General features: G+C 47.4%; 20 protein-coding genes. 18 read left to right on the top strand and 2 right to left on the bottom strand.

The window, feature by feature from the left end:
* The first annotated feature begins 3 nt into the window (after positions 1–3).
* The 14 genes from ruvC (at position 4) to glmM (ending at position 14,180) form a co-directional block, all read left to right on the top strand.
* Positions 4–594 carry a crossover junction endodeoxyribonuclease RuvC gene (gene ruvC, locus ACFSKO_RS00705; protein ID WP_380247347.1) on the top strand — a complete coding sequence of 197 codons (591 nt, stop codon included), beginning with the start codon at positions 4–6 and terminating at the stop codon, positions 592–594.
* Positions 591–1,217 (top strand): Holliday junction branch migration protein RuvA, encoded by a 627-nt coding sequence (gene ruvA, locus ACFSKO_RS00700; protein WP_380247345.1) that lies wholly within the window; start codon positions 591–593, stop codon positions 1,215–1,217. Before ruvC ends, ruvA begins: the two co-directional genes overlap by 4 nt.
* Positions 1,214–2,296, top strand: coding sequence for a Holliday junction branch migration DNA helicase RuvB (gene ruvB, locus ACFSKO_RS00695; RefSeq protein WP_380247343.1), 1,083 nt, complete (start codon positions 1,214–1,216; stop codon positions 2,294–2,296). The genes ruvA and ruvB overlap by 4 nt, the downstream gene beginning before the upstream one ends.
* The gene (gene ybgC, locus ACFSKO_RS00690) at positions 2,293–2,745 is read left to right on the top strand and encodes a tol-pal system-associated acyl-CoA thioesterase (protein WP_380247340.1); all 453 of its coding nucleotides are present in this window, start codon (positions 2,293–2,295) and stop codon (positions 2,743–2,745) included. Before ruvB ends, ybgC begins: the two co-directional genes overlap by 4 nt.
* Before the next feature lie 33 nt (positions 2,746–2,778).
* Positions 2,779–3,549: a protein TolQ gene (tolQ, locus tag ACFSKO_RS00685; RefSeq protein WP_380247338.1), complete on the top strand. Its 771-nt coding sequence runs from the start codon at positions 2,779–2,781 to the stop codon at positions 3,547–3,549.
* Position 3,550: 1 nt separating this feature from the next.
* On the top strand, positions 3,551–4,006 hold the full coding sequence (gene tolR, locus ACFSKO_RS00680) for a protein TolR (protein ID WP_380247336.1): 456 nt from the start codon (positions 3,551–3,553) through the stop codon (positions 4,004–4,006).
* 11 nt (positions 4,007–4,017) lie between these two features.
* Positions 4,018–4,959 (top strand): hypothetical protein, encoded by a 942-nt coding sequence (locus tag ACFSKO_RS00675; RefSeq protein ID WP_380247334.1) that lies wholly within the window; start codon positions 4,018–4,020, stop codon positions 4,957–4,959.
* On the top strand, positions 4,956–6,314 hold the full coding sequence (gene tolB, locus ACFSKO_RS00670) for a Tol-Pal system beta propeller repeat protein TolB (RefSeq protein WP_380247332.1): 1,359 nt from the start codon (positions 4,956–4,958) through the stop codon (positions 6,312–6,314). Before ACFSKO_RS00675 ends, tolB begins: the two co-directional genes overlap by 4 nt.
* A 164-nt stretch (positions 6,315–6,478) precedes the next feature.
* On the top strand, positions 6,479–7,000 hold the full coding sequence (gene pal / locus ACFSKO_RS00665) for a peptidoglycan-associated lipoprotein Pal (RefSeq protein WP_380247329.1): 522 nt from the start codon (positions 6,479–6,481) through the stop codon (positions 6,998–7,000).
* Between the two features lie 155 nt (positions 7,001–7,155).
* On the top strand, positions 7,156–8,181 hold the full coding sequence (gene ybgF / locus ACFSKO_RS00660; RefSeq protein ID WP_380247327.1) for a tol-pal system protein YbgF: 1,026 nt from the start codon (positions 7,156–7,158) through the stop codon (positions 8,179–8,181).
* Between the two features lie 25 nt (positions 8,182–8,206).
* Complete coding sequence (gene tilS, locus ACFSKO_RS00655; RefSeq protein WP_380247325.1) at positions 8,207–9,559, top strand: tRNA lysidine(34) synthetase TilS; 1,353 nt, start codon at positions 8,207–8,209, stop codon at positions 9,557–9,559.
* Between the two features lie 87 nt (positions 9,560–9,646).
* A complete protein-coding gene (ftsH, locus tag ACFSKO_RS00650; protein WP_380247322.1) occupies positions 9,647–11,593 on the top strand; it encodes an ATP-dependent zinc metalloprotease FtsH in 1,947 nt (648 codons plus the stop codon).
* A gap of 111 nt (positions 11,594–11,704) precedes the next feature.
* Positions 11,705–12,778, top strand: coding sequence for a dihydropteroate synthase (gene folP / locus ACFSKO_RS00645; RefSeq protein ID WP_380247320.1), 1,074 nt, complete (start codon positions 11,705–11,707; stop codon positions 12,776–12,778).
* A 46-nt stretch (positions 12,779–12,824) separates the two neighbouring features.
* On the top strand, positions 12,825–14,180 hold the full coding sequence (gene glmM, locus ACFSKO_RS00640) for a phosphoglucosamine mutase (protein WP_380247318.1): 1,356 nt from the start codon (positions 12,825–12,827) through the stop codon (positions 14,178–14,180).
* A gap of 21 nt (positions 14,181–14,201) precedes the next feature.
* Here the strand turns inward: glmM and ehuR are convergent, their stop codons facing one another.
* Entirely contained in the window at positions 14,202–15,596 is a 1,395-nt protein-coding gene (gene ehuR, locus ACFSKO_RS00635; RefSeq protein ID WP_380247316.1) for a MocR-like ectoine utilization transcription factor EhuR, read from the bottom strand.
* A 170-nt stretch (positions 15,597–15,766) separates the two neighbouring features.
* On the opposite strand from ehuR, the gene ACFSKO_RS00630 reads away from it, so the two are divergent.
* From ACFSKO_RS00630 to ACFSKO_RS00620, 3 genes are all read left to right on the top strand, one after another.
* A complete protein-coding gene (locus ACFSKO_RS00630; protein ID WP_380247314.1) occupies positions 15,767–17,119 on the top strand; it encodes a pyridoxal phosphate-dependent decarboxylase family protein in 1,353 nt (450 codons plus the stop codon).
* 34 nt (positions 17,120–17,153) lie between these two features.
* Positions 17,154–17,933, top strand: coding sequence for a PhzF family phenazine biosynthesis protein (locus tag ACFSKO_RS00625; RefSeq protein WP_380247312.1), 780 nt, complete (start codon positions 17,154–17,156; stop codon positions 17,931–17,933).
* Between the two features lie 63 nt (positions 17,934–17,996).
* Complete coding sequence (locus tag ACFSKO_RS00620; protein ID WP_380247309.1) at positions 17,997–18,461, top strand: GNAT family N-acetyltransferase; 465 nt, start codon at positions 17,997–17,999, stop codon at positions 18,459–18,461.
* A 55-nt stretch (positions 18,462–18,516) separates the two neighbouring features.
* Here the strand turns inward: ACFSKO_RS00620 and ACFSKO_RS00615 are convergent, their stop codons facing one another.
* The gene (locus ACFSKO_RS00615; RefSeq protein ID WP_380247307.1) at positions 18,517–20,292 is read right to left on the bottom strand and encodes an SLC13 family permease; all 1,776 of its coding nucleotides are present in this window, start codon (positions 20,290–20,292) and stop codon (positions 18,517–18,519) included.
* Between the two features lie 247 nt (positions 20,293–20,539).
* On the opposite strand from ACFSKO_RS00615, the gene ACFSKO_RS00610 reads away from it, so the two are divergent.
* On the top strand, positions 20,540–21,700 hold the full coding sequence (locus ACFSKO_RS00610) for a phosphoserine transaminase (protein ID WP_380247305.1): 1,161 nt from the start codon (positions 20,540–20,542) through the stop codon (positions 21,698–21,700).
* The last annotated feature ends 3 nt before the right edge of the window (positions 21,701–21,703 follow it).

The raw sequence follows: 21,703 nt of genomic DNA, 5'->3' as shown, positions 1-21,703 counted from the left end.
ATAATGCGGATCATTGGAATAGATCCCGGCCTTCGTTTTACCGGGTGGGGTATTATCGAATCTGAAGGCAATCGACTACACCATATTGCCAATGGTGTGATCAAAACGCTTTCTACCAACGAATTACCTAAACGTCTCGTGGAAATCCATGATGGTATTCAAGCTGTTCTAAGTGATTATCAACCCGATGAAGCGGCTGTTGAAATTACGCTCGCCAATAAAAATCCCAGTTCGACCTTAAAGCTTGGTATGGCCCGTGGTATTGCCTTGATTACACCTGCGCTTGTGGGCCTACCTGTTGGCGAGTACCTGCCTATGATTGTCAAAAAATCAGTTGTGGGCACTGGGCATGCAACCAAAGAACAAGTCCTGATGATGGTTGAAAGGTTGCTGCCTGGATGTAAGGCAACTTCGACAGATGCCGCTGATGCATTGGCAATTGCGATCTGTCATGCCCATAATGTCTCAACAGGGCGTAAATGGGCTGCGGGAGTTGAAGATCCAATAGTGGCTGCTTTAAAAAAAGCAGGTATCGCTGACCCCCGATTAGCAAAAAAGAAGCCCGGTAGGGCTGGAGGGAAGAAGTTCCGATGATCGGGAAGCTGACGGGAAAAGTAGATTCCACAGGTGATGACTGGGTCATGCTTGATGTTGGTGGTGTCGGGTATATCGCTTTTTGTTCAAGTCGAACGCTCTCGGCTCTTCCTGAAGAAGGTGAAGTTACAAGTCTTTTGATCGAAACCCATGTTCGCGAAGATCATATACATCTTTTTGGTTTTGCTACTCAGGCTGAAAAAGAATGGTATCTCATCCTTGGCACGGTCCAGGGTGTTGGAGCTAAAGTTGGATTGGCTATTTTGTCTGCGATTTCTCCCGATGAACTTTCTGTTGCGATTGCAGCTCAAGATAAAACGACACTGACACGTGCGAGCGGTGTCGGCCCTAAGCTTGCTGTTCGGATTGTTAACGAACTTAAAGATAAAATAGCGAAGCTTTCTCTTGGAGTATCGGGGCAAGTCGTCAACACGTCTTCAGAGAACAAAGGAAACGCAACACCGGCTCTTGCCGTTTCGGAAGATGCGGTTTCTGCCTTGGTTAATTTAGGTTATCGGCGTTCAGAAGCTTATAGCGCGGTTGCTAAAGTATCTAGCGAGCAGGGGCTTGATGCGCCGCTTGAAAAACTTATTAAAGGTGGTTTATCGGAGTTAATGCGTTGAGCGAAGACAGATTGGTCTCAAATGAATTTTCTGAAGGTGACGGTGCCGAGAAATCACTGCGCCCTCTTAGCCTCGGAGAGTTTATTGGCCAACGTCAGCTCAGAGAAAATTTACATATTTTCATTGAAGCTGCAAAACAACGCGGTGAAGCGCTCGATCATGTTCTGTTTTTTGGTCCTCCGGGGCTAGGGAAAACGACCCTAGCGCAAGTCGTAGCAAGAGAGCTTGGGGTCGGGTTCCGTGCGACATCGGGACCTGTGATTGCCAAGGCTGGAGATTTGGCGGCGATTCTCACGAATTTAGAATCTCATGATGTATTGTTTATCGATGAAATCCACCGGCTATCGCCCGTTGTCGAAGAAATTCTTTATCCGGCGATGGAAGACTTTAAACTTGATCTTATAATTGGTGAAGGACCTGCAGCCCGGTCTGTTCAGATTGATTTACCGCCCTTTACATTGATTGGGGCAACCACCCGATCAGGATTAATATCTACCCCCCTTCGAGAACGTTTTGGCATTCCACTACGGCTTCAGTTCTATGAGCCTGAAGAATTACAACAAATCGTTGCGCGTGGAGCCAGAATTTTGGAAGCGCCGATGAGTGATGATGGTGCTTTTGAAATAGCGCGTCGCGCAAGGGGCACGCCGCGCGTGTCCGGACGGTTGTTACGACGCGTACGAGACTTTGCATCTGTCGCTGGCGTCGAGTTAATTGAGGCTGCTGACGCCGATGTCGCACTCCGGCGTTTGGATGTTGATGAAAAAGGTCTTGATGCAATGGATCGCAGGTACCTGCGTGTCATCGCAGAGAATTATGGCGGCGGTCCCGTCGGCGCGGAAACTTTGGCCGCTGCGCTATCCGAACAACGAGATGTTATTGAAGATGTTATTGAACCCTACCTGATTCAACAGGGGCTTCTTCAACGTACACCCCGAGGACGCATGCTGAGCAGTACGGGATATAAATACCTTGGCTTGAATGAGCCTGTTGAAGTGTCTTCACGTCGATCTACACAGATGGATTTACTTTCTGGAAATGTACCGGAAAGTGGAACAGCGGACGCAAAGGAAGAATGACGGTGAAGCAAATTTGTGACCTTCCTCTGTCTGGTGCTTTGGAAAATAATGTCCACCATTTTCCTGTTCGGGTGTATTACGAAGACACTGATAATGCGAAAATAGTCTATCATGCCAACTACTTGAAGTTCGCAGAGCGCGCTCGAACGGAGATCCTTCGACTCCTTGGGCTTGAACAAACAGAATTAAGTCAGCGTTTTGGCCTTTTTTTTGCCGTAAAAGATTGCTTTCTTAAGTTCGTACAGCCTGCGTATCTTGACGATCTGTTGGAAGTCCGGTCGCGTGTTATTCAGATGAAGGGCGCTAGCTTTTCATTTGAACAGATCATCCTGCGAGGGGATGAGACGTTGGTACAGTGTGATATTCGTATTGCCTGCGTCAGTGAGAAGGGGGGGGCCGCAAGGATCCCGGCTGAAATTAGCCAAACCCTGATGTCTTTTGGGGAATAAGTTTTAGGGTTCTAAAGGGAGCTGCCAAAAAAAATGGCAAATGAAGTAATTGAGACAGTTGAGACCGTAGGTCTTGGTGGTGATGTTGTTGATTCAGTCGCTCTTGGTGGTGCTTCTGCAATTCATGATATGAGCGCTTGGGGACTATTCCTTCAGGCTGATATTATTGTCAAAGTCGTGATCTTTATTTTGGTCATTGCATCGATTTGGTCTTGGGCGATCATGATTGATAAGATTGTTAAATTACGCAGTCTGCGCAAACGGGCTGACCAATTTGACGAAGCTTTCTGGTCTGGTGGGTCGCTTGACGACTTGTATGATCGCATAGAAAAGCGTCCCTCAGACCCTGTATCGAGTATCTTTATTTCTGCGATGCGTGAATGGCGACGCGCCAGTAGTCGCGGGAACAGTAATCGAAGTGATCATGCGCGGGTAAGTCTGCAACAGCGTATCGATAGAGTTATGGACATTAGCCTTAATCGGGAAATGGATATTCTGGAACGGGGAATGGTTTTTCTTGCCTCAGTAGGGTCTTCTGCTCCCTTCATCGGTTTGTTTGGAACCGTTTGGGGGATCATGAATGCCTTTACGTCTATCGCCGCATCAAAAAATACCAGTTTGGCGGTTGTTGCTCCGGGGATTGCCGAGGCACTTTTTGCTACAGCACTGGGCCTTGTTGCTGCTATTCCTGCGGTTTTGGCTTACAACAAGTTATCAAGTGACATTGGCCGTTACGGGGCAAGACTTGAAGTTTTTGCCGGTGAATTTAGCGCGATTCTCTCCCGTCAGTTAGAGGAGCACTAATATGGCGGCTCCGACATTAAGTGGCAGCGGTGGGAAAGGAAGTCGGCGGTGGAATCGCTCTAACCGTAAACCGATGAGCGATATTAACGTCACACCTTTTGTCGATGTGATGTTGGTTCTTTTGATCGTTTTCATGGTGACTGCACCGCTGTTAACTGTCGGAGTGCCTGTTGATTTACCTAAAACACAGGCAAAGACTTTGAACGCTTCGGAAGAGCCTCTCGTCATTACCGTTAATGCCAAGGGTGAGCTGTTTATCCAAGAAGCCAAAATTGAAGAAGATCAGTTGGTACCTCGTCTGAACGCGATCACCGAAAATAAACCTGATACACGGGTTTATGTGCGCGGTGATAAGACGATTGATTATGGTCGAGTTATGCAGGTCATGGGCTTGGTTAATCGTGCTGGCTATGACAGGGTTGCCTTGATCGCCGAACTCCCTCAAGAAGAGAAGTAGTCGCGAATATCATGCGTATGGGCGTTGCTCTTTCTTTATTTTTACATATGGCGTTATTGGCGTTTGCGATCTTTGGATTGCCACGCTTCAACAAGCCGTTTCTTGCTGAGCAGGTGGTGCCGGTAGAATTTGTTGTACTGGCAGATTTGGCGGAAGAAACGACGCCCGTCCCTGAACAGGAAGAGCCGGAACCCGAGCCAATAGAACCGCCGAAACCAGAGCCCGAACCTGAAGAGGCTCCGAAACCGGAGCCTAAGCCAGAGCCTAAGCCAGAACCCGAGCCTGTTCCGGAACCTGCCCCAGAACCGGAACCTGTACCTGAGCCAGAGCCTCTTAAAGTAGAAGCCCCTGAGCCTGAAATTATTCAAAATGTTGAGCCTGAGCCGGAACCTGTTCCCGAACCAGAACCTACGCCCAAGGTAGAAGAAGCGCAAAAAATTGTGCCGCCTAAACCTAAGTTGCGGCCCAAGCCACCGAAGCGACCTGAACCAAAGGTGGTTGAGGAAAAAGAAGAGCCTAAGCCCAAAGTGGACGCGCTTACGTCTATTCTCAAGAACGTTGATAAGCTTAAGTCGAGTCCTAAAAAGACGACCACGACAGGGAAGACGAACAATAACCCAAGTAGAAAGCGGGCTTCTGCGTCACAAATAAATGATATTCAGCGCTCTTTGCAGCAGCAGATGAAAAGGTGTTGGCGCGTGGATGCTGGCGCTTTGCAGGCTGAAGAAATGATGGTCGAAATATCAGTCGATTTACGACGTGACGGGAGTGTCAGTGACGTACGAGTTGTTGACCAGAATCGATTTAACAAAGACGCTTACTTTAAAACAGCGGCTGAAAATGCCCGAAGAGCGGTAATTAGCTGCGCGCCTTATAATCTTCCAATTGATCTGTATGATGATTGGCAGACAGTGAATTGGAACTTTGATCCGTCAAAAATGTTCGGACAATGAACGGGAGAAGAATAGTGAATTTATTAAAGGCAACGCGCGGTATATTTCTTGCCGTAGCTGGGACTCTGGGAGTTGTTGTCGGCACTTTCCCTGCGCTGGCCGAAATCAATGTGAATATTACGGAAGGTTTTGTTGAGCCTTTGCCCGTAGCAGTCGCTGATTTCCACGGAGGGCAACCGGAAGAACAGTTACTTGGTCATGATATGGCTGCTGTTATCTCTGCAAATTTAGAGCGAACAGGTTTGTTCAAGCCGATCGACGATAAAGCTTTCATCCAAGATCGCGACTCGCTCAGAGTGGGTGTGCGTTTTGGTGACTGGCGCCTGATTAATGCTCAGGCTTTGATAACCGGTAAGGTTCAGGTTCAGGGGGACGGTAAGGTAAAGGTCGAGTTTCGTCTCTGGGATGTCTATGCCGAGAACATGATGACGGGATTTTCCTATACATCGACACGCACCAACTGGCGCCGCATTTCGCACCGGATATCTGATGCTATCTATAAACGTCTGACTGGTGAGAGTGGGTATTTCGATACCCGGATCGTTTACGTATCTGAAACCGGACCCCAGAATCGGCGCCAACGTCGTCTGGCGATTATGGATCAGGATGGTTTTAACCATAAATTCCTGACCAATGGTCGTTTTGATGTCTTTACGCCTCGTTTTTCACCAACATCGCAAGAGATCACATATTTGTCATTTGAGGGTAATGTTCCAAAAGTTAAGCTCCTGGATCTTCAAACAGGGCGGGAAGAAACACTTGGAAACTTTAAGGGCATGAGCTTTGCTCCTCGCTTTTCTCCCGATGGTAATTCAGTGGTTATGAGCTTGGCAGACCGGGGAAATACAGAGATTTATTCCATGGACCTTCGGACAAGAAAGTTCAATCGACTGACGAATGATCCTGCGATTGATACATCACCGTCTTATTCGCCAGATGGATCTAAGGTTGTGTTTAACTCTGATCGTGGTGGGAGCCAGCAGCTTTATGTAATGGATATCACGGGTGGTAATGTTAAAAGAATCTCTTTTAACAAAGGACGTTATGCGACACCTGTGTGGTCACCGCGTGGAGATCTTATTGCTTTCACACGTCTCTCTGGTAGAAAGTTTTATATCGGTGTTATGAAGCCAGATGGTTCTGGAGAGCGTATGCTGGCTGAAGGATATCACGTGGAGGGACCAACGTGGTCACCAAACGGTCGTGTGCTGTCATATTATAAACAGGGTAAGTCTGATAGTCGTGGTAAGGTGAAGAGCAACGTTTATACCGTTGATCTTTCCGGTTATAACGAGCGGCAGGTTGTTACACCTCTTGATGGTGTAGACCCTGCATGGTCACCACTGCTACAGTAAGCTGAATTACTTGATAAACCTCTGTTATATCGTTATAGTCATGGGCGTTTCCCGATTTAATCGGTGTAACAGGGGGTTTTTAGAGTTTCTTCGTTGGTCCGATATTTCTTACGGATCATCTTAACAATTTAGTATCCGGGTATTACTCGAGAGGGCGAAACAAAATGCGCTTTAAGTTGATTACCATGTTTGCCGCGGCACTTTTCCTAAGTGCTTGTGCTAGCAATTCCGATGACACAGCAGGGGGGTCCAATGACGGGGCGTCTGCGACAACTGGTACAACTGACCAGTCTTCTTCTGTTGATTCTTCTTCCATCCAAGGACCTCAGCCAGGTTCACTTGAGCATCTCGTCGTTAACGTTGGCGACCGTGTTTTCTTTGGTTATGACCAAAATGATCTTCAAGCTGAAGGTCAGAAAACAACCGAAGCTCTTGCTGTTTGGCTTAACAGCTACCCATCAGTTACTTTGACTGTTGAAGGTCATGCTGATGAGCGCGGCACACGTGAATACAACCTTGCGCTTGGTGAGCGTCGTGCTAATTCCGTACGTGATTACCTTGTTGCTTTGGGTGTAAACCCTAATCGTCTTCAGGTTGTAAGCTTCGGTAAAGAACGTCCAGCTGTATTGGGCTCTACTGATGAAGCTTGGGCTCAGAACCGTCGTGCTGTCTTTGTTGTAAACTAAGCGCATCGATTGTTATTTAAAAATCCCGTTTGGTTGTAACAAACCGAACGGGATTTTTTCGTTTTGGATTTGAATTCCCTAACGCGTGCCACATTGTTACCAATATGGCGCAGTATAAGGGAGGCTGTAATTTATTGTTCGAGGGTGTGAAAAAGATGTCATTGATAGCCGTTCATTGGAAAACCTTCCGCATGGTTGCCGGTGCCGTTGTAGTTTTGCTGGCTTTTCCGGCAAATTCCTGGGCACAAAATTCTGAAGTTCAAGGGCTGGTTAACAAGATTGATCGCTTGCAACGTGAACTCGTGACCCTCCAACAACACGTCTACCAAGGAAAAACACCTTCTGCGGCTGATCTGGCTGCTGTCGGATCGGATACGGGCGGAGGCGTAAATTCTGGACGAGTTGAGTTGCGCTTGTCGCAAGTTGAAAATCAGATGCGTAAACTCACCGGACAATTTGAAGAGGTCAACTTCCAACTCAGTCAGATTGGAAAGCGTCTGGATAAGTTGGTGGCGGATACGGATCTACGGTTACAGAATCTTGAAAACGGTAATACGACCGGGCAAAATCAAGTCTCCAACTTGAATACTTCTCAAACAGGAACACCGCAACAGCCACAAGCCTCTGGCCAACCGGGCGTACTTGGGACGGTGAATGCGGATGACTTAAATAATTTTAACACGCAACAACAAGCCACAACCGCACCGAATACTGCTGTTGATAGTGCTTCACCACAAAGCCTTATTCAGGGCGGGCTACGGTCTGATGAAGTTGGTGCTTATAATCTTCCTGGCGATACGCCTAAACAACAATACGATTATGCTTTTGGATTATTGCGTCAGGCCAGATATGACGATGCCGAGCAGGCGTTCTCAACTTTTGTTGAGCGCCACCCAGAAGATTCTCTTGCGGGAAATGCGACTTACTGGTTGGGGGAAACTTACTACGTTCGTGGTGATTACCAGCAAGCAGCGATCACTTTTGCTGACTCGTTTCAACGCTACCCGAGCAGTTCCAAAGCGCCGGATAATTTGTTGAAACTTGGACTGTCCCTTTCGTCTCTTGGCAATACAGCAGATGCTTGTGGAACGTTTAGTGAATTGTTGAACCGCTATCCGAATTCAACGGCGATCATCAAGCAGCGCGCCGGCCAAGAAACTCAACGACTAAACTGCCAATAATATTAATTAACACAGTGAGTTAGCCGTGATTGACGGCAAGTCGACATTATTGCCTCGAGAGGGGCCTCTTAACGGGGAAGAGTTTGCAGGTTTAATGTCTGCATTTACTTTTCCCCGTGCGCCATTGAGACTTGGCCTCGCTGTGTCTGGTGGGGCCGACAGCATGGCTCTGTGTCTCCTTCTCAAAGAATGGATTGATGCTCAAGGTGGTAACCTCTTTGCGGTTACGGTGGACCACGGACTGCGTTCTGAATCTGAATTTGAGGCAAGTTGGGTTGGTGCTCGACTGGCTTTTGAAGGAATAGAACACCAAATTTTGAACTGGGAGCGAGAACCGGGCGCTAAGGGAAGCATCCAAGTTCAGGCAAGAGAAGGTCGATACCAAGCGATTGCAAAGTGGTGTGAAGCTAATGAAATTTCCTATTTGGCTTTGGGGCATCATCATGATGATCAGATTGAAACGTTCCTGATGCGCTTACTTCGTCAAAGCGGTGCTGATGGCCTTGCGGGGATGTCAGCATTGCGGCAAGACGACGGGGGCTTGAGTTTTGTCAGACCTTTACTCTCTATCCCCAAAAATAGGTTGCTTGAAACATTGAGGAACCGAGGATGGGGCTGGATAGAGGAGCCAAGTAATCATAAGGGCGACTACCTCAGAAACCGATTGCGTCAGCATCTTCCTGTTATGGAACGCCAGGGGCTTAAAGGGACTGCACTTACCCGAATAAATCGTAACCTGGGTCGAATACGTCGCAATTTGGAAATCCGAACAAACAATTTTATTGATCGCTGTGTAATTATTAACTCTGTGGGGTTTGCCGAGATTGATATCAGCGAATCGACAACAACTAATCGTGACATTCTTGCGCGGGCGTTAGAAAAAGTCCTCATGACGATCGGGGGAGGAAATTATTCTCCCGGACTGGTGAAAGTTGATCGTTTGGTTGAAGACCTGCTGAGTGGATCTGAGGTCAAATCAACTTTATCGGGGTGTCAGATCATCGGGTCTATTGAGAAAATAACTGTGGTGCGTGAAACCAGAAAGTTACCACAAATTTCTTTGAAATCGGATTCTGAGTTTCTTTGGGATAACAGATTTTATGTTCATATTCATAAGGCTATGGAGGATAAGGGATTGGTCCTGCAAGCCTTGGGCGAGAGAGGGTGGCAGAAGCTCTGCGAAGCGAATCCTCTGCTCAAGAAAACAGGAGTACCGTTTGATGCCCGTTATAGCCTTCCCGCAATTTTTCTTGGGGATAAAATCATAACTGTTCCACACTTAGAGTACCTCGATCCGGCTTGGATAGACAAATTACCGATAAAAATACGTTTTAATCCGAAAAATAAATTAATTCAGCACGCCTTTACGGTTGCTTAGGCGCGCAAGCGCACTATCTTCTAGAAAGAACTGATTCATTTTGCTGCGCTTTTGAGAGCGCAGCCTAAATTTTGGAAGGTCGTTACCTTGAATTTCAGCCGTAATGCAGCCTTATGGATTGTTGTGGGCCTGCTTTTGTTTGCTCTCTTTAACCTTTTTCAAGGTCCATCAACCTCGACGGGGCAACAGCCGCTCGCTTACTCCGAGTTTTTGGCCCAAGTGGAAACAGGGCAAATCTCAAATGTCACTATCCAGGGGCAAGACATTAAAGGCCACTATAGCGACGGGAGACAATTCTCAAGCTATGCGCCTGAAGATCCCAAGCTGGTCGAGACCCTTCGTAATAATGGCGTTATTGTAAAAGCAATGCCTTTGGATGAAGGTAGTACTCTTATTCAGATACTGATCTCCTGGTTTCCTATGATCTTGCTTATCGGCGTATGGATTTTTCTATTCCGCCAGATGCAGGGTAATAGTGGTAAAGCAATGGGCTTTGGAAAAAGTAAAGCCAAACTGCTTACTGAAAAACAGGGGCGTGTCACCTTTGATGATGTCGCGGGTATTGATGAAGCAAAAGAAGAGCTGGAAGAAATTGTAGAATTTCTAAAAGACCCTCAAAAATACCAACGTTTGGGCGGTAAAATCCCTAAAGGATGCTTGCTTGTTGGGCCTCCTGGTACAGGTAAGACGCTTCTCGCACGTGCTATTGCCGGGGAAGCTAACGTTCCTTTCTTTACGATTTCAGGTTCTGACTTTGTTGAAATGTTTGTCGGCGTCGGTGCAAGCCGTGTTCGTGACATGTTTGAACAGGGTAAAAAGAATGCGCCTTGTATTCTCTTTATTGATGAGATTGATGCTGTCGGTCGTCACCGTGGTGCCGGTATGGGCGGTGGCAATGATGAGCGCGAACAGACACTGAACCAGCTCTTGGTTGAGATGGATGGTTTTGAATCAAACGAAGGCGTGATTATCATTGCAGCGACAAACCGTCCTGACGTACTGGATAATGCGCTGTTACGCCCAGGTCGTTTTGACCGTCAGGTAACTGTTTCGAACCCGGATATTCTTGGTCGTGAAAAAATTCTCAAAGTTCATTTAAGAAAAGTACCTTTGGCACCTGATGTTGATGCACGTGTTATTGCGCGTGGAACACCTGGATTTTCTGGTGCTGCCTTGGCAAATCTCGTGAACGAAGCGGCGCTATTGGCTGCGCGTGCGGGCAAACGTGTTGTTACGATGTCAGATTTTGAGAATGCGAAAGACAAAGTCATGATGGGGGCGGAACGTCGCTCTATGGTTATGACGGATGACGAAAGAGAAATGACAGCTTATCACGAAGCTGGCCATGCTCTTGTCGGTATCCATGTTGCTGGGAATGACCCGCTGCACAAAGTAACGATTATCCCGCGCGGCCGCTCTTTGGGTGTGACCATGAACCTGCCTGAACGGGATCGTTTGGGATATAAAGTCATGGAACTTAATGCCAAACTTGCGATGACGTTTGGTGGTCGCGAAGCTGAGCTTTTGATTTATGGGGCAGATAACGTAACAACAGGTGCTGGTAACGACATTCAACAGGCCACCAACATGGCGCGTGCTATGGTGATGGAATACGGGATGAGTGAGAAGCTTGGTCGTCTTCGTTATGTATCTCGCCAGGATGATCCGTTTAACTACGGTGGTGGTGGTGATAATGGTCTCAGCGTTTCTGGGGCAACCCAGAAGATGATTGATGACGAAGTTCGTAACATCGTTGAGAGTGCGGAGTTGTTGGCACGAGACGTTTTGACGAAACACAAAGATCAACTTGAGCTTATTGCAAAAGCCCTGCTTGAATACGAATCTTTGAGTGGCGATGACGTTACCCAGCTTCTTAAAGAGGGCAAGATTGATCGTAATGATGACAGTAACCAGAGTAACGGTTCTGATATTCCAAAGTCATCAGCTCCAAAAAGCGGGAAGTCTGCTCAAGAAGATACAAGTGATAAGGAAGATAAAGGCGGGGCAACTCCTGAACCGCAGCCAGAAAGCTAAGGCAACAGCTTTTCGGGTTTCTTAAACCTTATGCAAAAAATCTTGATACAACCAAGGCCTCACCAATGTGAGGCCTTGGTAATTTTAACAGGTTCTTACGGAATTTGAACAATGGCTGCCAGGCTTTATATTCGTCCACTACAGATCTCCAGTGCCTCGGCTGCAATTGGTAAGGCAGTCCCTTTCTTAGGAACGCTAGACCGCTTCTCCGCTGTGGAAATAACGATAAGGTCTGTTGCGGGAGATATCACTGAGCGACACGTGTTACCAACAAGTGAGCTTTTGTTTTGGCTGGAAGCCAATCAACCAGATTTTAAGGAAATGGCGTCGAGCCTACTTGATAGATTAAGTGAACCTCGATGTTCTTTTGCTGGGTTGGATATGCAGAAACCTCATATCATGGGCGTTTTAAATGTGACCCCGGATTCTTTTTCTGATGGTGGGGATCGCTTCGATACTTCGAAAGCGGTCGCTGATGGCCTGAGGATGATAGAGCAAGGTGCGACCATTCTGGATATCGGTGGAGAGTCAACAAGACCTGGAGCTGCCCCAGTTACTTTGGATGAAGAGCTTCGCCGTGTCGTTCCGGTCGTGAGAAAGTTGGCTGAAGCAGGTGCACTAATCTCTATTGATACACGACATGCAAAGGTTATGACCGAAGCTGTAGCAGCAGGGGCTGGGATCATAAATGATGTTACAGCTCTTGAAGGGGACGCAGAGAGTTTGGAAGCCGCAGCGGCTGCTAACGTTCCTGTGATATTGATGCATATGCAAGGAACACCGCAGACGATGCAGAGTAATCCCACCTATCAGGATGTGGCACTCGATATTTATGATTATTTAGAACAGCGTGTTGCTGCTTGTGTTGCTGCAGGTATTCCTAAAAACATGATAGCGATAGATCCGGGCATTGGTTTTGGTAAAACAGTTGAACACAACCTTAGACTCTTGGATGCCTTAACGCTTTTCCACGGCACAGGTTGCCCTGTATTGTTGGGAGTGAGTCGGAAAGGATTTATTGCAAAACTGTCTCGTGATGAAGAGCCTAAAGATCGTGTGGCAGGGTCGCTTGCTTGCGCGCTGGCTGGATTGCAACGAGGTATTCAGATGTATCGGGTGCATGATGTGGCAGAAACTTCGCAAGGCTTTGCGATTGCACGGGCAATTTCAATCCCTGTAATGTAGTTTAAAGTACGATAAAAAACAGTACGACGTTGGAGAATTAAAGTAGATGAGTCGCAAGTATTTTGGAACCGATGGTATCCGTGGAAAAGCTAATGAAGCCCCAGTGACAGCAGAGATAGCATTGGCTGTTGCCAAAGCTGCGGGGGCACATTTCCTACGGGGAAGTCATCGCCACACTGTGGTGATTGGTAAAGATACACGGCTCTCTGGTTATCTGCTTGAACCGGCCCTTACTGCAGGCTTTGTGTCTGTCGGGATGGATGTTGTTATTCTTGGACCTATGCCGACACCCGCGGTTGGAATGCTAACGCGTTCTATGCGTGCCGACATGGGAGTGATGATTTCTGCATCACATAACCCATATGAAGATAATGGTATTAAGTTATTTGGTCCTGATGGCTTTAAGCTTTCCGATGCGGTTGAGATGAAAATTGAACGCCGTTTACAGGATATTGATTCAATTCCTGTCGCAACAAGTGCCAAGCTTGGCCGGGCAAGACGCCTTGATGATGCTCTTGGGCGTTATATCGAGTTTGTCAAAAACACCTTCCCAAAAGACTTGCGCCTTGATGGCCTGAAAGTCGTAATCGATTGTGCGAATGGTGCCGCGTATAAAGTGGCGCCAACCGTTCTCTATGAACTTGGCGCGAATGTCATCCCTGTTGCTGTTACGCCGGATGGATTTAACATCAATAAAGATTGTGGCGCGACTTCGACGGCCTTGATGCAAGAAGCTGTTGTGGCGCATGGCGCAGATATTGGTATTGCGCTTGACGGTGATGCTGATCGACTCATTCTTGCGGATGAGCATGGTCAGATTGTTGACGGTGACCAGGTCATGGCGTTGATTGCGAAGACATTACAAAGCGCTGATCTATTGAAAGGCGGAGGGGTTGTTGCAACGGTTATGTCGAATATGGGGCTTGAGAATTATCTTAAGGACCTTGGCCTAGATTTGATTCGCACCCCTGTGGGGGATCGGTATGTGGTGCAGGCAATGCGCGAGCAGGGATATAATCTAGGCGGCGAACAATCTGGCCATATGGTGATGAGCGATCACACTACTACAGGGGATGGTCTTATTGCAGCGCTTCAGGTGTTGGCGGCTCTTATTCGGGCCGATCGTCCAGCCAGTGAAGTTGTCCGCGGTTTCATCCCACTTCCTCAGTTGCTCGAGAATATACGTATTACGAGTGGCGTACCTTTGGATGATGTTTTGGGACTTTCTGTCGTCAAAGAAGCCATCCTAGCTGGAGAAGCGCAACTCAACGGTTCGGGAAGAGTTTTAATCCGTAAATCGGGCACAGAACCTTTAATACGAGTGATGGCAGAAGGAGAGGATTCCGACTTGGTGAGGACTGTCGTCTCAGAGATTTCAGCCACGATTACGTCTGCGTCTTGAGTTATTTTTCTCGTTTCTGACTTAGAATACGGAATTACCAACATCTGGACCTTTGCTAAGAATCTCAGCTAGAATCTCCAGGCCACGGATGAGTTTTTCATCCGTGTCGGTTTGGCCGAGACAAATTCGTACGGCATGCGGTGGAGCTTTACGCCCAACAATGAAGGCTTCAGACGCTGATATGGTCACACCTGCACGGCTAGCGGCATGGGTAAACTGGCTAGAGCGCCAAGGAGCAGGTAAATAAAGCCAGACATATATGCCAAGTGTTTCGCTCTCCATTTCATAATCAGCAAATATTTTGCGGGCGATTTCTACTCTGCGCCGCGCGCTTATCTTTCGCGCCTCAAGTATCCGGTCTGCAGCGCCGCTCATTATCCATCTTGTGGCAATTTCTGCTGTAATAGGTGAGGCCATCCAGCACGTGGCTCTTACTGCTCCGATAAGGTTTGCAATACTATGTTGTGGACCTGTTAAGTATCCAACGCGTAAGCCTGGCGCGATGGTTTTAGCAAGCGAGCTTATGTAGTAACACCGCTCAGGCGCCATATTTGTAATCGGAGGAAGGGCGTTCTCAACGACAAGTCCAAAGACGTCATCTTCAATAATGGATACTTTGTAGCGTCTGGCGATGTCGGCAATAGCAAGGCGACGATCCATGGGAAGCAGACGTGTTGTTGGGTTTTGAAAGTTCGGCACGCAGTAAAGGAACTTTACATCTCCAACTTTGCAAGCTTCTTCAAAAGCTTCGGGCACTATGCCGTGTTTGTCCATCTCCAATCCGTCGAGCCTCAATCCAAGCATCCGGCATACGGATTGGATACCCGGATAGGTCATTTCTTCACAAAGAACACGGTCTCCTGGTCGAGCTATTGCTGCCATTGTAACGGCAATGGCATGGTGGGCGCCTGCTGTCAGTATGACATGATCGGGGTCAACAGTAAGGCCGTTGAGCTCAAACCAGTGAGCGCCTGCTTCTCGGTGGTGGGGTAGGCCTGAATGCGGTTGATAACTCAGTAGTGTTGATATTTTTGAATCAGCAGAAATTGCTTGTAATGTGGAGGCCATTTCCTTTTCTTCTACGCCGCCCGGAGGGGGGTAGGCAAAGTCCATGGGAATGAGGTTTTGATCAGCGAACCTGGATTGGTTGAGCATGTGCCGTTCAGCAGGAGAGGGGCCATGGACAAATGTACCTCGGCCAACTTCCCCAAAAGTAAGCCCTCTTCGTTCGGCCTCTGCGTAAGCACGACTAACGGTTCCGACAGTCACGCCGAGATGCCAGGACAGATCCCTGTGTGTCGGTAAACGGTCGCCCTGTTGCAAGAAGCCATTGCGAATATCTTCAGCCAAGGCGTCAGCAATGGCCATATAGCGAGGACCAGTGCCGAATTTTACTTTTGGAAGCCAATTTGTCATGGTGACAATGTAATCATTGACCCCCTATAAGATCAATAATTAAATAGGACAATTAATGTGATTAATTGTTTTATAAAAGCAAAATTTAGTAAAAATTGTTTTTATTCAAATGGTTGTTGTTTTGTTGGTTACATTTAACTGTTCAGTAAAATTACTTGATGGAGGGTACAATGTCACGAAATTTACTAAAAGACGCTTTTAATAGAGGGGATAATTATCTCTCAATGATTGATGAGCGTCGGGTTTTTCCTGATGTGCAAGCTCTTTCGGCTTTGGCCGGGTTTGATGAGCCTCTGTCTCAAAAAGGGGATGATCCTGCTAATATACTTCGGATGTTGGATGAGTTAGGTGCCCCTGCCACAGTAGCTTCAGCAGGTAGTCGTTATTTTGGCTTTGTCGTCGGCGGTAGCCTACCTGTTACGGTTGGTGCTAATTGGATCGCAACAGCCTGGGATCAAGTTGCATCATCGGCAGTAACATCTCCTGTCGCAGACAAGATCGAAAAAGTTACTTCTGGGTGGTTATTGGATGTCCTCGATTTGCCGCGGCATTCGGCTGTTGGGTTTGTTACTGGTGCAACGATGGCCACGTTTACCGCACTGGCCGCAGCAAGACACAAACTTTTGAAAAGGCAAGGTTGGAACGTAGAAGAAAACGGTCTCTTTGGTGCGCCAGAAATCAAAGTTATTGTCAGTGAGGAAGTTCACGTTAGTGCTTTGAAGGCGCTTTCCATGCTTGGCTTGGGAAAGGATCGCGTTATCAGAATTCCAACCGACGCAAATGGGGTTATGGATATTTCACATTTGCCGGAGTTAGATGGCAGTACCATTATTTGTACGCAGGCGGGAAATGTGAACAGCGGAGATTTTGATCCGATCGGTGAAATTTGTGAAAAAGCTAAAGTGTCAGGTGCTTGGGTACATGTTGATGGTGCTTTTGGTCTTTGGGCGAGAGCTTCAAAAAGCCGGGCGTATTTGGCGAAGGGCGCGGAAAAAGCGGATTCATGGGCAACAGATGGACATAAATGGCTTAATACACCATATGACTGTGGCGTTGTAATTTGCCGGGACGTGGAAGCTTTATATAATTCGATGTCAGTATCTGCGTCCTATTTACGAGAAATTGAGACAGCGGCTCAGAACTTTATGCCAGAGTTTTCTAAACGCGCCCGAGGGATTGAGATTTGGGCCGCTTTAAAGTTCCTAGGGCGCGATGGTGTTGATGATCTTATTTCTGGCTGCTGTGACTTGGCGATCTATTTCTCAGAAGGTTTGGAGAGGCTTGGTCTCACAGTGTTGAATGACGTGGTGGTCAATCAGATCGTGGTGTGTTGGGATAGTGCCGAGAAAACGGAAAACTTGATGCAGGCGGTACAGCAAGAAGGCACCTGTTGGTTTGGTCCAACAGTTTGGAAAGGACATAATGCGTTCCGGTTATCAGTTTCCTCTTGGAAAATCAGTAAGGGAGATATTGATCTTTCTTTACAGGCGATCGGTAATGCGATGAAAAGTTTAGAAAAATAATAATTTCGGGCCGGGACCCTTTAATGAGATGAACATGGAAATTGGACTTTATCAGGTTGATGCATTTACGGATGAAGTCTTCAAAGGGAACCCTGCTGCGGTCTGTCCGCTAGATGCTTGGTTGCCAGACGAGGTTCTTTACAAGATCGCAGCGGAGAATAACCTCTCGGAAACTGCTTTTTTTGTCCCCGAAGGCGATGGGTACAGGTTGCGTTGGTTTACACCGACGACTGAGGTGGATCTCTGTGGGCATGCCACGCTTGCAACGTCTCATGTCATTGCAACGGAACTTGCGCCGGGCATAAAAGATATTCGCTTTCTGTCTAAAAGCGGGGAGCTCAAAGTTTGCTGCGAAGAGGGCCGCTATACCTTGGATTTTCCGGCACGCCCTCCCATTCCTTTTGATGGCGTGGATATGGTGGAAGACAGTATTGGTATACGCCCTCTAGTGACTTTAAAATCAAGTAAGCTTATGGCTGTTCTTGAGGATGAAGCTGCGGTATTGGCTGTTGAACCTGACTTTGATAAAGTTGTCGCCCTTCCTGGAGATGGTTTGATTGTAACTTCAAGAAGTGAAAATTATGACTATGTCGCGCGATATTTCGGTCCCCATTGCGGTATTCCTGAGGATCCTGTGACAGGGTCAGCACATGTTGTTATGGCCCCGTACTGGAAAGGTCAGCTTGGCAAAAGTAAGATGATAGCCAAGCAGGTATCCCAAAGAGGGGGAGTCCTTTGGGTCGAGGATAGAGGTGATCGTGTATTGATGAGCGGATACGCTGTTTTGTATCTTAAAGGTACAATTTATATATAAATTTTGAGAAATGGCGAAATAAACACCATTGGTTTTCGTGGAGCAGAATATGTTAAATAGACGATGTTTATAAAAACAGCGGTAACAACAGACGATTTTAATCAGGCGCGTTCGCTTTTCAAAACTTATGAGAGCTGGGCGGAAGTTTGCCCTTGTTTTGAAGGGTTTGAACGTGAGTTATTAGAGCTTACTGAGCGCTATTCTCTTCCTCAAGGGCAGTTGTGGTTGGCTTTTGATGATCGAGAGCCAGAAATTGCGATCGCTGTTGTTGGCGTGAGGATTGTCGATAATCAGACCTGTGAACTAAAACGTCTTTGGGTTGATCCCAAGGGGCGCGGCCAGAAGGTTGGGGGCGCTTTGCTGGTGAACGTTATAGAGTTTGCGCGCAATTTAGGTGTAAGTTCTCTCACTCTTGAAACTGTCCCTGGTATCATGGATACCGCGATTGATTTATATTTGAGGTTCGGTTTTTCACCCAAAAAAGAACCAGCAAATAAAAGTACTCTGGAAATGACATACGCATTATAAAAGTCGAAGCTTTTTTGGCACTTATTTGAAACGCTTTAATCTTTGGTTTGTGTCTTCAAAGAGGCCAAATCCAAAGAATCAAGGGGACAGATACAATAAGTATCAGGATGTCCAAGGGCAGCCCCATACGCCAATAATCACCAAATTTATATCCACCCGGCCCCATAACCAAAAGGTTTGACTGGTGTCCAATCGGAGTGAGGTAGGTAGAGGAGCTCCCTATTGCCACGGCAATCAAGAAGGTGTCGATATTGGCGCCAAGGCCGTGAGCAATGGAGATGCCGATAGGGGCCATTAGTACAGCAGTAGCTGCATTATTCATAACATCTGAAAGCATCATGGTGATGAAAATCAGTAGAGCGAGAATGGCCCAAATCGGAATGATGTCACTTAAAGCAATCAACGGGGAAGCGATAAGGGCTGTGCCACCAGTTGCTTCCAAAGCAAGCCCAACAGGAATCATCGCCCCCAAAAGAACGATGATCGACCAATCTATGGATTCGTAAAGATCTCTGAGATTGAGTTCGCCTAAGAGAACCATTGTGCCAACGGCACCAAGGAAAGATATTTGCGGTGGGAGGATACCGAAAACAACTAGTGCAATCGCAACCGCAAATAACAAGGGGGCAACAATTGAGCCTTTTTTAGGCGTGAGAGAGAGTTCTCTTTCCGCTAGAGGTAATAGCCCCAGAGAGGCAAGAGCTTCAGGCATTTCTTCTCGAATGCCCTGGATGAGTAGTACATCGCCTGCAACAAAACGAACTCTCCCGATTCGTTCATTAACAGGTTGCCCCTGACGGGCCACGCCGAGAGTGTTTATGCCATGGTGGGTATGGAGTTGCATGTTGTGAGCCGTACGGCCTTCAAGCCGTGAACCAGGTGTTACGACGGCCTCTAATATACCAACGCGGTCCGATTGTAAGGCTTGCGTACTATCGCCAGCAGATCCGATGATTTCCAAATTGGCTTCATCGACGACCTTTTGTAGAATGTCAGTGTCGGCCTCTAGAGTGAGTATATCGTTTTCTTTGAGGCGCATGTATCCCGAGGGAGCCAGCATACGATCTTCTTTGCGTACAAGAGCAACCACGGCCACGTTACCCTGTGCCAGAGTTTCCAAATCGACAAGGCGATGGCCTATATAAGGAGAGTTTTCCGGGATTCGAACATCGGCAATATAGTCTTCAATCTGAAAAAGACTTTTCTCGCTATTATTAACGGAACGCTTAGGTAATAAACGCCAACCGATGAGTGATATAAAGAGGATGCCCGCGACTGCAACGCCTAATCCCACAGGCATAAAATCAAACATTGCAAAGCTTTGGCCCGTTTCAGCCTGGCGGAAGCTTGAAATGATGATATTTGGGGGAGTGCCAATTAGTGTTGTTAATCCACCCAGCAAAGAGCCAAAGCTAAGGGGCATTAAAACTTCGCTCGCCGGACGTTTGCTGCTGTAAGCACTTCCGATTGCGATCGGAAGCATTAAAGCCAAAGCACCGACGTTATTCATAAAGGCTGAGCAAATTGCGACAACAGCTGTCAGAGCAAAGATGTGTAGAGTTGGGTGCCCCGCGGCGGGTTGGAGAAAGCGTGTTGCCAGTTCTACGACGCCAGAGTTGCGGAGTGCATGTGAGATGATAAGCACCGCTGCCACGGTAATGACGGCAGGGTGACCAAAGCCTAAAAAGGCGGTGTCAGCAGGAACAACTCCCAAAATGACGGCTCCGATAAGAGCCATCATTGCTACGACGTCGTACCTAATTTTACCCCATATGAAAAGAATCAATGCGAGGCCAATTATGGCAAAAACGATAATCTGATCGGTATACATCCCCACCTAACTTTGCGAAGTTATTCATGTTAAGTGTATTGAAAATATTCTTCTTTGTCCCACACTACAATGCTGTGCACATGCAAAATGTTCATTTCTATTAAAAACAGTGCAAAATAAGCAAGGATTTTGCGGTGCAATATGTTTATGATGCGCTTGCGACCTGAAAAAGTCGGTTTGCGACCCTGAAAGAAGGGTGGTTATTGTAGCGCAGTCAAAAGAACTGCCATACTGGAGTTACGTGTCCATGAATGAAAAACCTAGTGAACGTCCCTTAAATCCACGATTCTCTTCCGGACCTTGTGCTAAGCGTCCTGGATGGTCTGTGGATTCACTAGGCTCTTGCTGGCATGGTCGATCTCATCGCGCAAAAGGCGGAAAAGCCAAACTGGCGCAAGTGATCGAGCAGTCACGCAAAATCCTTGGTATCCCTGAAGACTATCGTATTGGAATTGTCCCAGCTTCCGATACTGGTGCTGTTGAAATGGCACTGTGGTCTCTCTTGGGCCCGCGGGGAGTTGATATGCTGTCATGGGAAAGTTTCGGCAAAGGTTGGGTCACTGATGTGATCAAACAGCTGAAGCTCGATGATGTTCGTACTTTTGAAGCTGACTACGGCCAGCTTCCTGATTTGTCTCAGGTTTCCTGGGATCGTGATGTCGTCTTTACCTGGAATGGTACGACGTCTGGTGTTCGTGTGCCAAATGGAGAGTGGATCAATTCTGATCGTGCGGGACTTTCTATTTGTGATGCGACCTCAGCAGCTTTCGCGATGCCTCTACCCTGGGATAAACTCGATGTGACAACGTGGTCTTGGCAAAAAGTTCTGGGGGGCGAAGCTGCCCACGGAATGATTGCTTTGAGCCCGCGTGCGGTTGAACGGTTGGAGAGTTATGAACCGTCCTGGCCGATGCCTAAAATTTTCCGTCTGACCAAAGGTGGAAAACTCAACGAATCCATCTTTACAGGCGCGACAATTAACACGCCATCGATGCTGTGTGTCGAAGATGCTATTGATTCGTTGAATTGGGCAGATTCCATTGGGGGCCTAGACGGTCTTGTTGGAAGATGTAACGCTAATTTAGCCGTGATTTCTGACTGGGTTGCTAAAAGCGACTGGGCCGCATTTCTGGCTGAAGATGCATCAATTTGTTCAACGACATCAATTTGTTTGAAAGTTAAAGCCTGTTGGTTCGAAGCATTGTCTTCTGAAGATCAGGCAAAGGCTGCCAAGGCGCTGGCTTCGAAGATGGAAGATGAAAATGTCGCTCTTGATATTGGTGCTTATCGTGATGCTCCTGCAGGTCTGAGGATCTGGGGCGGTGCAACGGTTGAGACGTCAGACATCGAGTTGCTTTTGCCCTGGTTGGATTGGGCGATCGAAGAAGTACGTGCAGAATTCGAATAGAGT

The organism is Kiloniella antarctica, from assembly GCF_042682825.1.
In the GTDB taxonomy this organism is placed as follows: Bacteria; Pseudomonadota; Alphaproteobacteria; order Kiloniellales; family Kiloniellaceae; genus Kiloniella; species Kiloniella antarctica.
Note: the sequence above shows the minus strand (reverse complement) of the source record. Positions and strands in the feature narration are given on the sequence as shown.

Coding starts and splice junctions, on each gene's coding strand:
- ruvC (WP_380247347.1), top strand. CDS start 4: ATGCGGATCATTGGAATAGATCCCGGCCTTCGTTTTACCGGGTGGGGT.
- ruvA (WP_380247345.1), top strand. CDS start 591: ATGATCGGGAAGCTGACGGGAAAAGTAGATTCCACAGGTGATGACTGG.
- ybgC (WP_380247340.1), top strand. CDS start 2,293: ATGACGGTGAAGCAAATTTGTGACCTTCCTCTGTCTGGTGCTTTGGAA.
- tolQ (WP_380247338.1), top strand. CDS start 2,779: ATGGCAAATGAAGTAATTGAGACAGTTGAGACCGTAGGTCTTGGTGGT.
- tolR (WP_380247336.1), top strand. CDS start 3,551: ATGGCGGCTCCGACATTAAGTGGCAGCGGTGGGAAAGGAAGTCGGCGG.
- ACFSKO_RS00675 (WP_380247334.1), top strand. CDS start 4,018: ATGCGTATGGGCGTTGCTCTTTCTTTATTTTTACATATGGCGTTATTG.
- tolB (WP_380247332.1), top strand. CDS start 4,956: ATGAACGGGAGAAGAATAGTGAATTTATTAAAGGCAACGCGCGGTATA.
- pal (WP_380247329.1), top strand. CDS start 6,479: ATGCGCTTTAAGTTGATTACCATGTTTGCCGCGGCACTTTTCCTAAGT.
- ybgF (WP_380247327.1), top strand. CDS start 7,156: ATGTCATTGATAGCCGTTCATTGGAAAACCTTCCGCATGGTTGCCGGT.
- folP (WP_380247320.1), top strand. CDS start 11,705: ATGGCTGCCAGGCTTTATATTCGTCCACTACAGATCTCCAGTGCCTCG.
- glmM (WP_380247318.1), top strand. CDS start 12,825: ATGAGTCGCAAGTATTTTGGAACCGATGGTATCCGTGGAAAAGCTAAT.
- ehuR (WP_380247316.1), bottom strand. CDS start 15,596: ATGACAAATTGGCTTCCAAAAGTAAAATTCGGCACTGGTCCTCGCTAT.
- ACFSKO_RS00630 (WP_380247314.1), top strand. CDS start 15,767: ATGTCACGAAATTTACTAAAAGACGCTTTTAATAGAGGGGATAATTAT.
- ACFSKO_RS00625 (WP_380247312.1), top strand. CDS start 17,154: ATGGAAATTGGACTTTATCAGGTTGATGCATTTACGGATGAAGTCTTC.
- ACFSKO_RS00620 (WP_380247309.1), top strand. CDS start 17,997: ATGTTTATAAAAACAGCGGTAACAACAGACGATTTTAATCAGGCGCGT.
- ACFSKO_RS00615 (WP_380247307.1), bottom strand. CDS start 20,292: ATGTATACCGATCAGATTATCGTTTTTGCCATAATTGGCCTCGCATTG.
- ACFSKO_RS00610 (WP_380247305.1), top strand. CDS start 20,540: ATGAATGAAAAACCTAGTGAACGTCCCTTAAATCCACGATTCTCTTCC.